13 protein-coding genes are annotated in these 14023 nt (G+C 71.5%); 7 read left to right on the top strand and 6 right to left on the bottom strand.

Going from position 1 to position 14023, the window contains the following annotated elements; all coding sequences use genetic code 11:
• Window positions 1–5 precede the first annotated feature (5 nt).
• From glmU to pth, 4 genes are all read left to right on the top strand, one after another.
• Entirely contained in the window at window positions 6–1454 is a 1449-nt protein-coding gene (glmU, locus tag OOK34_RS15825; RefSeq protein ID WP_267034515.1) for a bifunctional UDP-N-acetylglucosamine diphosphorylase/glucosamine-1-phosphate N-acetyltransferase GlmU, read from the top strand.
• A 134-nt stretch (window positions 1455–1588) separates the two neighbouring features.
• A complete protein-coding gene (locus tag OOK34_RS15820; protein ID WP_267034514.1) occupies window positions 1589–2566 on the top strand; it encodes a ribose-phosphate diphosphokinase in 978 nt (325 codons plus the stop codon).
• A 189-nt stretch (window positions 2567–2755) separates the two neighbouring features.
• Window positions 2756–3331, top strand: a complete 576-nt coding sequence (locus OOK34_RS15815; RefSeq protein ID WP_267034513.1) for a 50S ribosomal protein L25/general stress protein Ctc — start codon at window positions 2756–2758, stop codon at window positions 3329–3331.
• Between the two features lie 98 nt (window positions 3332–3429).
• The gene (gene pth / locus OOK34_RS15810; protein ID WP_267034512.1) at window positions 3430–4020 is read left to right on the top strand and encodes an aminoacyl-tRNA hydrolase; all 591 of its coding nucleotides are present in this window, start codon (window positions 3430–3432) and stop codon (window positions 4018–4020) included.
• A gap of 76 nt (window positions 4021–4096) precedes the next feature.
• Here pth and ppc read toward each other — a convergent pair whose 3' ends face one another.
• Entirely contained in the window at window positions 4097–6790 is a 2694-nt protein-coding gene (gene ppc, locus OOK34_RS15805) for a phosphoenolpyruvate carboxylase (RefSeq protein WP_267036760.1), read from the bottom strand.
• Window positions 6791–7299: 509 nt separating this feature from the next.
• On the opposite strand from ppc, the gene OOK34_RS15800 reads away from it, so the two are divergent.
• Window positions 7300–8271 (top strand): acyl-CoA desaturase, encoded by a 972-nt coding sequence (locus tag OOK34_RS15800; protein WP_267034511.1) that lies wholly within the window; start codon window positions 7300–7302, stop codon window positions 8269–8271.
• Window positions 8271–8942 carry a TetR/AcrR family transcriptional regulator gene (locus tag OOK34_RS15795; RefSeq protein ID WP_267034510.1) on the top strand — a complete coding sequence of 224 codons (672 nt, stop codon included), beginning with the start codon at window positions 8271–8273 and terminating at the stop codon, window positions 8940–8942. Before OOK34_RS15800 ends, OOK34_RS15795 begins: the two co-directional genes overlap by 1 nt.
• 131 nt (window positions 8943–9073) lie before the next feature.
• Here the strand turns inward: OOK34_RS15795 and OOK34_RS15790 are convergent, their stop codons facing one another.
• Window positions 9074–9457, bottom strand: coding sequence for a VOC family protein (locus OOK34_RS15790; RefSeq protein ID WP_267034509.1), 384 nt, complete (start codon window positions 9455–9457; stop codon window positions 9074–9076).
• Window positions 9458–9459: 2 nt separating this feature from the next.
• Window positions 9460–10329 carry a trans-aconitate 2-methyltransferase gene (locus OOK34_RS15785; protein WP_267034508.1) on the bottom strand — a complete coding sequence of 290 codons (870 nt, stop codon included), beginning with the start codon at window positions 10327–10329 and terminating at the stop codon, window positions 9460–9462.
• A 145-nt stretch (window positions 10330–10474) separates the two neighbouring features.
• Between OOK34_RS15785 and OOK34_RS15780 the strand changes: the two genes are divergently transcribed.
• Window positions 10475–10972 (top strand): MarR family winged helix-turn-helix transcriptional regulator, encoded by a 498-nt coding sequence (locus OOK34_RS15780; protein ID WP_030231940.1) that lies wholly within the window; start codon window positions 10475–10477, stop codon window positions 10970–10972.
• On the opposite strand, the gene OOK34_RS15775 is transcribed toward OOK34_RS15780, so the two are convergent.
• The 3 genes from OOK34_RS15775 to OOK34_RS15765 all read right to left on the bottom strand — a co-directional run bounded on the left by OOK34_RS15775 (window position 10931) and on the right by OOK34_RS15765 (window position 13941).
• Window positions 10931–11713 (bottom strand): response regulator transcription factor, encoded by a 783-nt coding sequence (locus OOK34_RS15775; RefSeq protein ID WP_267034507.1) that lies wholly within the window; start codon window positions 11711–11713, stop codon window positions 10931–10933. The two genes, OOK34_RS15780 and OOK34_RS15775, sit on opposite strands and share 42 nt — an antisense overlap.
• 459 nt (window positions 11714–12172) lie before the next feature.
• Window positions 12173–13132 carry a UDP-glucose 4-epimerase GalE gene (galE, locus tag OOK34_RS15770; RefSeq protein ID WP_267034506.1) on the bottom strand — a complete coding sequence of 320 codons (960 nt, stop codon included), beginning with the start codon at window positions 13130–13132 and terminating at the stop codon, window positions 12173–12175.
• Window positions 13133–13230: 98 nt separating this feature from the next.
• Entirely contained in the window at window positions 13231–13941 is a 711-nt protein-coding gene (locus tag OOK34_RS15765; protein ID WP_267036759.1) for a LuxR C-terminal-related transcriptional regulator, read from the bottom strand.
• Window positions 13942–14023 lie beyond the last annotated feature (82 nt).

Genomic DNA, 14023 nt, shown 5'->3' with positions numbered 1-14023 from the left:
CACCCGTGAGCGCAACCCGCCCGGCAGCCGTCGTCGTACTCGCAGCGGGTGAGGGCACCCGCATGAAGTCGGCCACACCCAAGGTTCTGCACGAGATCTGCGGGCGTTCGCTCGTCGGTCACGTGGTCGCGGCCTCCCGTGAGCTGGACCCGACCCACCTCGTGGTCGTCGTGGGCCACGCACGCGAGCAGGTCACCGCGCACCTGGCCGGCGTCGACGCCGGAGTCCGCACCGCCGTCCAGTACGAACAGAACGGCACCGGCCACGCCGTCCGCATGGCGCTCGAGGAGCTCGGCGGCGCCGTCACCGGCACCGTGATCGTCGTCTGCGGCGACACCCCCCTCCTCACCGGCGAGACCCTCCGGCAGCTCGCGGCCACGCACGAGGCCGACGGCAACGCCGTCACCGTGCTCACCGCCGAGGTCCCGGACTCCACCGGCTACGGCCGCATCGTCCGCGACGCGGACACCGGCGCCGTGACCGCGATCGTCGAGCACAAGGACGCCACCGACGCGCAGCGCGCGATCCGGGAGATCAACTCCGGGGTCTTCGCCTTCGACGGCGCCCTGCTCGCGGACGCGCTCGGCAAGGTGCGCACGGACAACAGCCAGGGCGAGGAGTACCTCACCGACGTGCTCGGCATCCTGCGCGAGGCGGGCCACCGCGTCGGCGCGGCCGTCGGCAGCGACCACCGCCAGATCCTCGGCATCAACAACCGGGTGCAGCTGGCGGAGGCGCGGGCGCTGCTGAACGCGCGTCTGCTGGAGCGGGCCATGCTCGCGGGCGTCACGGTCGTCGACCCGGCCGGCACGTTCGTGGACGTGACGGTGACCTTCGGGCAGGACGCCCTGATCCACCCGGGCACCCAGCTGCTCGGCGCGACGCACATCGGCGAGGGGGCCGAGGTCGGCCCGAACACCCGCCTGAAGGACACCCGTGTGGGCGCGGGCGCCCGGGTGGACAACACGGTGGCGGACAGCGCGGTGATCGGCGACCAGGCGAGCGTCGGCCCCTTCGCGTACCTGCGGCCGGGCACGAACCTGGGCGTGAAGGCGAAGGCCGGCACGTACGTGGAGATGAAGAACGCGACGATCGGCGAGGGCACGAAGGTGCCGCACCTGTCGTACGTGGGCGACGCGACGATCGGCGAGTACACGAACATCGGCGCGGCGAGCGTGTTCGTGAACTACGACGGTGAGCACAAGCACCACACCACCGTCGGCTCACACTGCAAGACGGGTTCGGACAACATGTTTGTGGCTCCCGTCACCATCGGGGACGGCGCCTACACGGCGGCCGGCTCGGTGATCACGAAGGACGTGCCGCCCGGCGCGCTGGCCGTGGCCCGTGGCCAGCAGCGGAATATCGAGGGCTGGGTGGCCCGCAAGCGCCCCGGCAGCGCGGCGGCGACGGCCGCGCAGTCGTCGACGGAGAGGGACTCCGGCGGTCATTGAGGTGAACTGACCGGAAACAGGTACGCCCGGGACGGCGTACCGTGATAGGTGCACGCAATTCGGCTGGCTCACCGTGTGCGGGACGGACGCACACGGGGGCGAGCAGCTTTCCACACGTCTGAGGAGACAGTGCTGTGACCGGGATCAAGACGACCGGCGAGAAGAAGCTGATGCTCTTCTCCGGCCGCGCCCACCCCGAGCTGGCCGAGGAGGTCGCGCACCAGCTCGGTGTCGGCCTCGTGCCGACCAAGGCTTTCGACTTCGCGAACGGCGAGATCTACGTCCGCTTCCAGGAGTCGGCTCGTGGCGCGGACTGCTTCCTGATCCAGAGCCACACGGCTCCGATCAACAAGTGGATCATGGAGCAGCTGATCATGATCGACGCGCTGAAGCGCGCGTCGGCACGCTCCATCACCGTGATCGTCCCGTCCTACGGGTACGCCCGCCAGGACAAGAAGCACAAGGGCCGCGAGCCGATCTCGGCCCGCCTGGTCGCGGACCTGCTGAAGACCGCGGGTGCCGACCGCATCCTGACGGTCGACCTGCACACCGACCAGATCCAGGGCTTCTTCGACGGCCCGGTGGACCACCTCTCGGCCCTGCCGGTCCTCGCGGACTACGTGGGCGCCAAGGTGGACCGCTCCAAGCTGACGATCGTCTCCCCGGACGCCGGCCGCGTGCGCGTGGCCGACCGCTGGTGCGACCGTCTGGACGCGCCGCTGGCGATCGTGCACAAGCGCCGCGACAAGGACGTCGCCAACCAGGTGACCGTCCACGAGGTCGTCGGTGAGGTCAAGGGCCGCGTCTGCGTCCTGGTCGACGACATGATCGACACGGGTGGCACCATCTGCGCCGCGGCCGACGCGCTGTTCGCGCACGGCGCGGAGGACGTCATCGTGACGGCCACGCACGGCATCCTGTCGGGCCCGGCGGCCGACCGCCTGAAGAACTCCAAGGTCAGCGAGTTCGTCTTCACGAACACCCTGCCGGACCCGTCCGACCTGGAGCTCGACAAGATCACGGTGCTGTCGATCGCCCCGATGATCGCCCGCGCGGTGCGCGAGGTCTTCGAGGACGGCTCGGTGACCAGCCTCTTCGAGGAGCAGCAGTAAGGGCCCCGGCCCTTGCTCCGTAGATCCTTTTGTTGCGGCCTCCCCCGCCGGGTACACTCTGTGAGTTGCTCGGCGAGGGAGGCCGTACCTGTTCCAGGTGCGGATGCTCCGTTATCGACGCGCTCTTCGTAGCAGGCCGTTCCGGCCGGGTGACTGTCGTCCGTTTCCGTCACCCCACGAGGAGTGAGCATGTCCGAGATCAAGCTTGCCGCCCAGACCCGCACCGACTTCGGCAAGGGCGCTGCCCGCCAGGCCCGTCGCGACGCCCTGACCCCCGCGGTCATCTACGGCCACGGCACCGACCCGAAGCACGTCAACGTCGACGCCCACTCCCTGCAGCTGGCGCTCCGCACCCCGAACGTCCTGATCTCCCTGGACATCAAGGACGGCGGCACCGAGCTGGTCATCCCGAAGGCCGTGCAGAAGCACCCGCTGAAGCGCTCGATCTCCCACGTCGACTTCCTGATCGTCAAGAAGGGCGAGAAGGTCACCGTCGACGTCGCGATCGTCACCGAGGGCGACCTGGCCGCCGGCGGCAACATGCTGGAGACCCTCCAGAACACCATCTCCGTCGAGGCCGAGGCCACCCACATCCCGACCGAGGTCACCGTCTCCATCGCGGGCCTCGAGGCCGGCGCCACCATCCACGCCAAGGACCTGGTCCTGCCGGCCGGCACCACCCTGGCCGTCGACGGTGACATCGCCGTCCTGCAGGTCATCGGCGCGCAGGCCGAGGAGCCGGCCGCCGAGGTCACCGAGGCCTGAGCCTCGCCCCACCCCCTCAGCAGTTGCTGACCGACCGCCGTCCGGCTCCACTGGAGCGGGACGGCGGTCGTCTTCGTAGAGGAACCGAGGAGCTTTTGATGTCGGACGACGCGGCACCCTGGCTGATCGTGGGCCTGGGGAACCCGGGCGCGGAGTACGCGGGCAACCGCCACAACATCGGCTTCATGGTGGCCGACCTGCTGGCCGAGCGGATCGGCGGCAAGTTCAAGGCGCACAAGGCGCGGGCGCAGGTGCTGGAGGGCCGGATCGGTCCGCCGGGGCCGGCGAACCGGCGTGTGGTGCTGGCGAAGCCGATGTCGTTCATGAACCTGTCCGGCGGACCGGTGACGGCGCTGCGCGACTTCTACAAGGTCCCGCTGGAGCGGATCGTCGCCGTCCACGACGAGCTGGACATCGACTACCCGACGCTGCGCCTGAAGCTGGGCGGCGGGGACAACGGCCACAACGGGCTGAAGTCGATGACGAAGGCGATGGGGCCGGACTACCACCGGGTGCGGTGCGGCATCGGCCGTCCGCCGGGCCGGATGCAGGTCGCGGACTTCGTGCTGAAGGACTTCTCCTCGACCGAGCGCAAGGAGCTGGACTGGTTCGTGGACCGCTCCGCCGACGCGGTGGAGTGCCTGATCCAGGAGGGCCTGGAGCGCGCCCAGTCCTCCTACAACCAGTAAGGCCGCCAACCAGTAGGCCGCCGTACGAAGGAAGCCCCCGCCGGCCGGCGGGGGCTTCCTTCGTGTCCGGGGCCGGTCAGCCGGTGTTGCGCAGGCCGGCGGCGACGCCGTTGACGGTGAGCAGCAGGGCTCGGGCGAGCAGCGGGTCGGAGTCCTCGCCGCGGGCGGCGGCCTGGCGCTGGCGGGCCAGCAGGGAGACCTGGAGGTAGGAGATCGGGTCCAGGTAGGCGTCGCGGACGGCGAAGGTCTGCTGGAGGACGGGCTGGGAGTCCAGCAGCCGCTCCCCGCCGGTGATGCGCAGGACCTCGCGGACGGTGAGCTCGTGCTCGGCCTCGATGCGGTCGAAGACGTGCTTGAGGTGGTCCGGGACGAGGGTGTCGACGTAGTGCCGGGCGATCCGCAGGTCGGTCTTGGCCAGCGTCATCTCGACGTTGGACAGGAAGTTGCGGAAGAAGTGCCAGCGCTCGCCCATCTCGGTGAGGACGCCGTCCTGGCCGGCTTCGCGCAGGGCCTTGAGGCCGGAGCCGACGCCGTACCAGCCGGGGACGATCTGGCGGGACTGGGTCCAGCCGAAGACCCACGGGATGGCGCGCAGGCCGTCGAGGCCGGCGCCGGAGTCGGGGCGGCGGGAGGGGCGGGAGCCCAGGTGCAGGTCGGCGAGCTGGTCGACGGGGGTGGCCGCGAAGAAGTACGAGGGCAGGTCGGGGTCCTCGACCAGTGCGCGGTAGGCGTCGTGGGCGGCGTCGGAGACGATGTCCATGGCCGCGTCCCAGAGGGTGAGGGCCTCGTCGGACTGGCGGGGGGCGGTGTGCAGGGCGGAGGCCTGGAGGGTGGCCGCGACGGTCAGCTCCAGGTTCTCGCGGGCCAGTGAGGGCACGAGGTACTTGTCGGAGATGACCTCGCCCTGCTCGGTGACCTTGATCTCGCCCTCGAGGGTGCCCCAGGGCTGGGCGAGGATCGCGTCGTGGGAGGGGCCGCCGCCGCGGCCGACGGTGCCGCCGCGGCCGTGGAAGAGGCGCAGGCGCACGCCGTAGCGGTGGGCGACGTCGCGCAGCCGGCGCTGGGCGCGGTGGATCTCCCACTGGGAGGTGGTGATGCCGCCGAACTTGCTGGAGTCGGAGTAGCCGAGCATGACCTCCTGGACGTCGCCGCGCAGGGAGACGAGGCGCCGGTAGGAGGGGTCGGCGAGCATCTCGTCGAGGATGACGTCGGCGGCGCGCAGCTCGTCGGTGGTCTCCAGGAGCGGGACGATGCCGATCTTGGCCCAGCCGGCGTGCAGGTCGATGAGGCCGGCCTCGCGGGCGAGGACGGCGGCGGCGAAGACGTCGTCGGCGCCCTGGCACATCGAGATGATGTAGGACTCGATGACCTCGGGGCCGAACTTCTCGAAGGCGTCCTTGATGGCGCCGAAGACGCCGAGGGTCTTCTGGCCGGCGGGGTCGAGGGGGGCCGGGGTGGGGGCGAGGGGGCGGCGGGAGCGGAGCTCCTTGGCGAGGAGCTTCTGCCGGTAGTCGCGCGGCATGTCGGCGTAGCGCCAGGACTCCTCGCCGAGGCGGTCGAAGAGCTGGCCCAGCGCGTGGTGGTGGGCGTCCGCGTGCTCGCGTACGTCCATGGTGGCGAGCTGGAGGCCGAAGGCGGCCAGGGTGCGGATGGTGCGGTCCATGCGGCCGTCGGCGAAGAGGGCGCCGCGGTGTTCGCGCAGGGAGGTCTGGATGAGGGTGAGGTCGGCGAGGAGCTCGGCGGTGCCGAGGTAGTCGCGGCCTTCCTCGTGGGGGATGCCCTTGGCGAGACGCTCGCGGGTATTGAGGAGCTTCTGGCGGATGCAGGTCGCCTTGAGCCGGTAGGGCTCCTCGGCGTTCAGCCGCTTGTAGCGGGGGCTGATCTCCGGGAGGCGTTCCAGGTCGGCCTGGAGGGAGGTGAGGAGTTCCTCGGTGGCGCCGGTGTAGCGGATGGAGTTGGAGAGCAGTCCGCGCAGGAAGTCGATGAGTTCCAGGGCGTCGGTGATGCCGTGCTCGTGCTGGAGGATCAGCACGTCCCGGGTAACGTCGGGGGTGACGTTCGGGTTGCCGTCGCGGTCGCCGCCGATCCAGGTGCCGAAGGTGAGCGGGCGGGTGCCGGCGGGGATCTCGATGCCGACGCGCTGGAGCTCGGCGGCGAGGTCCTCGAGTACGTCGCCGACGGCGCCGGCGTGCAGCTCGTCGAGGTAGTAGATGGCGTTGCGGGCCTCGTCGGCGGGCTCCGGGCGGACCACGCGCAGTTCGTCGGTCTGCCAGACGAGGTCGATGTTCTCGGCGAGCCGCAGGTCGTGGCGGCGGCGCTCGCCGGCCCCGGAGACGGGCTCCTCGAGGAGGGCGGCGATGCGGCGCAGCTTGTTCAGGACGCTGCGGCGGGCGGCCTCGGTGGGGTGCGCGGTGAAGACGGGGCGGACGTTGAGGTTCTTGACCGTCTCGCGCAGGTGCTCGGGGTCTGCGTCCTTGAGCATGTCGGCGGTGCGGGCGAGGAGTCCGCCCTCGGCGGCGCGGTGGGCCCGCAGCTCCTTGCCGCGGTGCACCTGCTCGGTGACGTTGGCGAGGTGGAAGTAGGTGGAGAAGGCGCGCACGAGCTTGGCGGCGGTCTCCAGGTCGGTGTCCCCGAGGAGGGCTGCGGCGGCCTCGCCGTCGGTGCGCGTCAGGGCGCGCACTTGTTCGACGAGGTCGAGGAGTTCCCGGCCTTCCTGGCGGACGAGGGTCTCGCCGAGGAGGTCGCCGAGGCGGCGGATGTCCGCGCGCAGCTCGGCGTTCGCCGTCTCAGCCGTCCGCGTCTTGGCGGAGGGGTCGGCGGGCTGGGTGACGGGGGCCTGGGCGGCCTGGTCAGCACTGCTCACAGGTGCGGCTCCTTGCAGTGTTCGAGCGCTACTGGGCTGTGGGCTCCCGGGGGTGCGCGGCCATGCCGGTCCTGCTGCGCAGCCCGGGCTGCCCGTGCGGACCGCGCTGTCCGACGACACCAGGATAGGTGTCCCGCCCCTGTGCCCTGGCAGAGCGGCTGCTGCGGTGGGCTTGCGGCGCTCGTACGGCGGCCCGGCGGGCGCCCTCCGGGGCGGTCCGGGAGCGGATCCGGGCGGGTCCGGGGGCGGGCGGGGTGGTCCCGGTGGGTGGTGCGGGCGGCACGGTGGGTGACGTGGGCGCGGTCCTGTTGCCGGGCGGGCCACCTTTGCCATACTTACGATGCCGTAGGTTACGGATCCGTAGGGTCCGTCGACCGGACGCCTGCCGAACTTCTCACCCCCCAGGGGAACCCCAAATGACCATCAGTCCCGAACTGATCGAGGACTCCTCGGCGCCTTCCGCGCCCTCCGCTACGCGCGGCGGTGAGCAGAAGCGCTCCGTCGAGCAGATCGCGCTGCTGCTGTTCATCACCGTGCCCTTCCTGGCCCTGCTGGCGGCGGTCCCGCTGGCCTGGGGCTGGGGGGTGACCTGGCTGGACCTCGGCCTCATGGTCTTCATGTACTTCCTGGCCTGCCACGGGATCACCATCGGCTTCCACCGTTACTTCACGCACGGTTCCTTCAAGGCGAAGCGGCCCCTGCGGATCGCGCTGGCGATCATGGGGTCGATGGCGGTGGAGGGTCCGCTGGTGCGCTGGGTGGCGGACCACCGCAAGCACCACAAGTACTCCGACCACGAGGGCGACCCGCATTCGCCGTGGCGGTTCGGCGAGACGGTGCCGGCGCTGATGAAGGGCCTGTGGTGGGCGCACATCGGCTGGCTCTTCGACGAGGAGCAGACCAACCAGCAGAAGTACGCCCCGGACCTGATCAAGGACCCGGCGATCCGGCGGATCTCGCGCGACTTCGTCCTGTGGACCATCGTCTCGCTGGCGATCCCGCCGCTGGTGGGCGGTCTGGTGACGATGTCCTGGTGGGGCGCGTTCACGGCCTTCTTCTGGGGTTCGCTGGTGCGCGTGGCGCTGCTGCACCACGTGACGTGGTCGATCAACTCGATCTGCCACGCGGTGGGCAAGCGGCCGTTCAAGTCCCGCGACCGCAGCGGCAACGTGTGGTGGCTGGCGGTGCTGTCGTGCGGGGAGTCCTGGCACAACCTGCACCACGCGGACCCGACCTCGGCCCGGCACGGAGTGCTGCGCGGGCAGGTCGATTCGAGTGCCCGGCTGATCCGCTGGTTCGAGCTGCTGGGCTGGGCCTCCGACGTGCGCTGGCCGTCCGGGGCGAGGATCGACGCCCGGCGCAAGGAAAAGACGCCGAACGCGGCATGATGGGTGACGTGGGAAACGACGGCAGCAGTTCCAGCAGCGACAAGCCCAGGCGAGGACGCCGGGTCCGGATGACGGGCGCCGAACGGCGCCAGCAACTGCTGGACATCGGCCGCGCCCTGTTCGCCGAGAAGGGTTTCGAGGGCACTTCGGTGGAGGAGATCGCGGCGAAGGCCGGGGTGTCCAAGCCGGTGGTGTACGAGCACTTCGGCGGCAAGGAGGGCCTGTACGCGGTGGTCGTGGACCGCGAGATGCGCCAACTCCTGGACGGGGTCACGGGCGCGCTGACGGCCGGACACCCGCGGGAGCTGCTGGAACAGGCCGCGTTCGCCCTGCTGGACTACATCGAGAACTACACCGACGGCTTCCGGATCCTGGTGCGGGACTCCCCCGTGGCCCAGTCGACGGGCACCTTCGCTTCGCTGATCAGTGATATCGCCACGCAGGTGGAGGACATCCTGGGGCTGGAGTTCAAGGCCCGCGGCTTCGATCCGAAGCTGGCCCCGCTGTACGCGCAGGCGCTGGTCGGGATGGTGGCGCTGACGGGCCAGTGGTGGCTGGAGACCCGGCAGCCGAAGAAGGCCGAGGTCGCGGCGCACCTGGTGAACCTGTCCTGGCACGGGCTGGAGAACCTGGAGGCGAAGCCGCGGCTGGTGGGTCACCGCAAGAGCTGAGCCACGTACGTACGTACGCGGGCGCATGACGCGCGACGCGACGGCGCCCCGTCACCGGTCTTCCGGTGGCGGGGCGCCGTCGCGTGGTGCGGGGCCTTCCGCGGTGCTCGTCCCGCCCGGTCGGCGCCGGGTCAGCGGCCCGTCGGCGGCTGCGGGTCCTTCTTCTCGAGGAACTCGAGCCGGTTGCCGACCGGGTCGTGGGAGTAGAAGCGGCGGTGGCCCGGCAAGTTGTCGTCCCAGACGACCTCGGCGCCGCGCTCCCGGAGTCTGCGCGCGTACTCCTCGATGCCTGTCACCCGCAGTCCGGGGTGTGCCTTGCGGGCCGGCCGGAAGTCCTCTTCGACGCCCAGGTGCAGCTGCACGGTTCCGGTGGCGAACCAGCAGCCCCCGCGCGCGGCGAGGACGGCGGGTTTGGAGATCTCCCTCATGCCGAGGACGTCTTGGTAGTAGGCGCGCAGCTTGTCCTCCGAGCCGGGCGGTGCGGCGAGTTGGACGTGGTCGACTGCGGTCAGCACGGTCAGGCCTCCTTGCGGGCGACGGCGAAGATGCGGCGGAACGGGAAGACGGTGCCGCGCGGGCCTGGCGGGTAGGCGGCGCGCAGGGCCTCGCGGTATTCGGTGAGGAAGCGGTCGACGGCCTCGCGGTCCTCGCCGAGGGCGGTGAGCACGGGCCGCAGGGCGGTGCCCTTGACCCAGTCGAGGACGGGGTCGGATCCCTGGAGGAGCTGGGAGTAGGTGGTCTCCCAGACGTCGACCTCGCAGCCGAGCTCGGTGAACCGGGCGAGGTACTCGGCGGGTTCGAGGATGTGGATGTAGCGCGCTCCGTGTCCGGCGAGGCGGCCGCGCCAGCGCGGGGTGTCGCACAGTTCGGCGAGCAGCCGGTGGCTGGGGGCGGTGAAGTTGCCGGGGATCTGGAAGGCGAAGGTGCCGCCGGGGCGCAGGCCGTTGATCCAGGCGGCGAAGGAGCCGGGGTGGCTGGGCACCCATTGCAGGGCCGCGTTGGACACGATGAGGTCGTACGTCTCCTCGGGCATCCAGTCGGCGAGGTCGGCGTGGCGGAAGTCGAGCCGGCCGCCGCCGGGGGTGGGTCCGGCGTACTCGGCGGTGGCGCGCTGGAGCATCTGCGGGGAGAGGTCGAAGCCGGTGATGCGGGCATCGGGCCAGCGGTCGGCGAGCAGCGCGGTGACGTTGCCGGGGCCGCAGCCGAGGTCGGCGATGCGGGCGGGCCGGGTAGGGAGCTCTGGTATGCGGGTCATCAGGTCGAGGAAGGGACGCGTGCGGTGGCCGGCGTGACGGAGGTACTGCTGGGGATCCCAGACGGGTGCGGACGGGGCGGCGCCGTCGTCCAGGGTGTGGGGGCGCACGGCCGGCGCGATATCGGAATGCATGTTCGAGCCTCCCTACTGGTGGGGCGGTCGGAAGCGGAAGCTGTTCCGGCCCCCTCCATGCCCCATGCTCGCCAGAATATATCTCGATGTCAAGATTCTCGATTTGAAGAGACTTCATGTCGACAGACCCCGTACACTGATCGGCATGGAGGACGAGGTCGACCGACTGGTCGCGGCATGGCGGCGAGAGCGCCCTGACCTCGACGTGGAACCGCTCGAAGTGCTCAGCCGCGTCAGCCGGCTCGCGCGCCACCTCGACCGGGCACGCAGGCTCGCCTTCTCCGAGCACGGCCTGGAGCCGTGGGAGTTCGACGTCCTGACCTCGCTGCGGCGCGCGGGCGCGCCCTACCAGCTCTCCCCCGGACAGTTGCTGACGCAGACCCTCGTCACCTCCGGCACCATGACCAACCGCATCGACCGGCTCGCCAAGAAGGGCCTCGTCGAGCGGCTGCCCGACCCCAGCGACCGGCGCGGGGTGCTGGTCCGGCTGACGCCGGAGGGGCGCGACCGCGCCGACCAGTCCCTCGCGGGACTGCTGGCCCAGGAACGGGCGATCCTGGCCCAGCTCTCCACGGCCCAGCGTGGCGACCTCGCCGGGCTGCTACGCCAGTTGACCGCTCCGTTCGACAACATCCCCGGCTAGCTCCGCGGGACGTACGCCGGCCCGCCGGGCCAGTGCCACGGCGGCCAGGGTGGAGTGCACGCCGAGCTTGCCCAGCACGTTCTGCATGTGGGTGCGGACCGTGTGCGGGGACAGGAACAGCCGCGCCGCCACGTCCTTGCGGCCCAGCCCCGCCACCATGCAGCGCAGCACCTCGTGTTCGCGCGGGGTGAGGGACTCGACGAGCCGTTCGCTGTCCGTACGGTGCTTGCGGGCGGCGGTCAGCTCCCGCAGCACCCCGGTGAGCAGGGCGGGCGGCAGGTGGGTCTCCTCGCGCAGCACCCCGCGGATGACGGCGAGCAGGCGCGAGAGCGAGCAGTCCTTGGCCACCCACCCGGAGGCCCCCGCCTGAAGGGCGAGCGCAGCCCGGCGGGGGTCGTCGCGCTCGGCGAGGACCACGGTGCGCACCCCGGGGTGGGCCACGCGGACCCCGGCGACGAGGGCGATCCCGTCCGCCGGCGGTGGCGCCGGCCCGGAGCCCGGTGCGCGCTGGCCGGGCAGCACCCCCGTCGCGGACGCGGACGCGCCGGTGCCGAGGTCGGCGTCGACGAGCAGCACGTCGAAGCGGCGGCCTTCCGCCACGGCGCGTTCGAGGCAGCGCGAGGCGGCGGGACCGCTGCCGGCCGCGGAAACGTCCACGTCCGGCTCGGCCGCGAGCGCGGCTGCGAGAGATTCGGCGAAGATGCGGTGGCCGTCGACCACCAGGACCCGGATACGAACCACAAAACCCCCAAGGGTCGGGGAACGGACGACTACGGGTACGGCGCCCGGCCGGGTGGCCCACAGCCCCCGCGGCCGCCGCCGCGACATCTGTGCACTACCCCGGACCGGACGCCGTACCCGGCGTGTCTCGACCCCTGAATCAACACCGGCCCCCACCGGTGTCACGCATCAGCGTAGAACGGGCGGCGTCTCGCGGTTGGCCGAATAGCAGAAGTTTTTCGAGCGATTTTCCAGCGGGAGGGTCCGCAACGGCCTTTGTGGTGGCTTGTTTTCGCCTGTCCTGAAGGTCGGAGAGGCGTAATCCCGACCGGCGCGTGCCACGGGCAGTTGCACGGGGTGCATTTCACCCGGCGTACGCACGCCTGGCGCCCGCGCACAGCGCCTGACGGCCGCGCGCGGCCCCTACGCGCGCGCCCCCCGCACCGTCGGGTGCGGGGGGCGCGCGGGGAGGGCGGTGGGTCAGGAACGCTGCTTGCGGGCGAAGTTCCAGGCGTCCGTCACGATGTTGGTGAGGTCCGAGCGGGTCGGGGTCCAGCCGAGGCGCTCGTGCGCCGTGCGCGCGGAGGCGACGAGGACCGCCGGGTCCCCGGCGCGGCGCGGGGCGGCGGTCTCGGGGATCTCCTTGCCGGTGACCTTGCGGACCGTCTCGATCACCTCGCGGACCGAGAAGCCGCTGCCGTTGCCGAGGTTGCACACCAGGTGCTCGCCCTCGGCCGCGACGCGCAGCGCGGACAGGTGGGCCTCCGCCAGGTCGGCCACGTGGATGTAGTCGCGCACGCAGGTGCCGTCGGGGGTCGGGTAGTCGTCCCCGAAGACCGAGATGGCGGCGCGCTCGCCCAGGGCGACCTGGAGCACCAGCGGGATCAGGTGCGTCTCGGGGTCGTGCCGCTCGCCGAACTCCCGGTAGGCGCCGGCCACGTTGAAGTAGCGCAGCGAGACCGCGGCGAGGCCGTGGGCCGCGCACTCCCCCGCGATCATGTGGTCGACGGCCAGCTTCGAGGCTCCGTACGGGTTGGTCGGCGCGGTCACCGAGGTCTCCGTCAGCACGCCCCCGGCCGGCTCCCCGTAGGTCGCGGCGGTGGAGGAGAAGACGAGGCGGCGCACGCCCGCCTCCCGCATCGCGGTCAGCAGGGCGAGGGTCCCGCCGACGTTGTTGTCCCAGTACTTGCCGGGGTTCACGACGGACTCGCCGACCTGCGAGGAGGCCGCGAAGTGCAGCACCGCGTCGTAGGAGGGGTCCAGGTACCGGGCGGCGTCCTGGATCCTGCCGTTGATCAGGGTGGCGCCCGCGGGGACCCCCTCGCCGAAGCCGGTGGAGAGGTTGTCGAGGACGGTGACCTCGTGTCCGGCCTCCAGCAGATGGGCGGCGACCACGCTGCCCACGTATCCGGCGCCGCCGGTGACCAGGTACTTGCTCACTCGCACTCCTACTTCTCGCGGAAGCACGCGGATGCGCGTGCTCTGGTGACTGGCTTACCGGATTCCGCGCCTCCGGGGAAATCGGCCGCTGTCCGGGTTCAGTCCCCGGACGGCCGCGCGTCCTCCTGCGGCTGTGCCCGCGCGGGCAGCACGGCCCGGTCCAGCAGCCCGGTACGGGCGGCCAGGGCGGCGGCCTCCAGCCGTGACCCCACGCCCAGCTTCATCAGTACCCGCTGCACATGTGTACGGGCTGTGCTCGGCGCGATGGCCATCCCGGCGGCGATGAGCCGGGTGTCCTCGCCCTCCGCGACCCGGAACAGCACCTCGACCTCGCGCGGGGTCAGCAGCCTCAGTAGCCGGCTGCCCTCGTCGTCGGGCTGGGCGGCGGGGTTCAGCAGCTCCGCGAAGGCCCCCTGGAGCAGCTGCGGGGAGATGGCGACCTCCCCCGCCCGCGCCTTGGCCAGGGCCCGCTCGACGCCCTCGATGCGCTCGTCCTGGCGTACGTATCCCGAGGCACCGGCGGCGAAGGCGGCCGCGATCCCGATCGGGCTCGGCACCGGGCCCAGCACCACGACGGCGATCTGCGGGCGCTCCCGTTTGATCCGGACCACCGGCTCGAAGACCCCGGGCTCCGCCGGCGTGGCGGTGCCGAACAGGCACACCTCCGGGGCGCGGCTGACGACCAGTTCGGCGGCTCCGGCCGCCGGCGCGGCCGCCGCGAGCACGCGGTGCCCGCGCAGTTTCAGGGCCGAGGCGAGCGCCTCGGCCAGCAGCCGGTGCTCGTCGACCACCATGACCCGTACGCCCATCAAGGCTCCCACCCCAGATCCTTCTGACCCGGCAAGCTACACGCTTGTTCGACGGGGCGTGCCGGTTACCGCGCGAAAGCCC

The organism is Streptomyces sp. NBC_00091, assembly GCF_026343185.1.
GTDB lineage: Bacteria > Actinomycetota > Actinomycetes > Streptomycetales > Streptomycetaceae > Streptomyces.
This window is presented reverse-complemented; position numbering and strand designations above follow the sequence as displayed.

What these genes read in the sequence shown, in the direction of transcription:
- OOK34_RS15815 (WP_267034513.1), top strand. Translation starts at nt 2,756, where the DNA reads ATGTCCGAGATCAAGCTTGCCGCCCAGACCCGCACCGACTTCGGCAAG.
- pth (WP_267034512.1), top strand. Translation starts at nt 3,430, where the DNA reads ATGTCGGACGACGCGGCACCCTGGCTGATCGTGGGCCTGGGGAACCCG.
- OOK34_RS15800 (WP_267034511.1), top strand. Translation starts at nt 7,300, where the DNA reads ATGACCATCAGTCCCGAACTGATCGAGGACTCCTCGGCGCCTTCCGCG.
- OOK34_RS15795 (WP_267034510.1), top strand. Translation starts at nt 8,271, where the DNA reads ATGGGTGACGTGGGAAACGACGGCAGCAGTTCCAGCAGCGACAAGCCC.
- OOK34_RS15785 (WP_267034508.1), bottom strand. Translation starts at nt 10,329, where the DNA reads ATGCATTCCGATATCGCGCCGGCCGTGCGCCCCCACACCCTGGACGAC.
- OOK34_RS15780 (WP_030231940.1), top strand. Translation starts at nt 10,475, where the DNA reads ATGGAGGACGAGGTCGACCGACTGGTCGCGGCATGGCGGCGAGAGCGC.
- OOK34_RS15765 (WP_267036759.1), bottom strand. Translation starts at nt 13,941, where the DNA reads ATGGGCGTACGGGTCATGGTGGTCGACGAGCACCGGCTGCTGGCCGAG.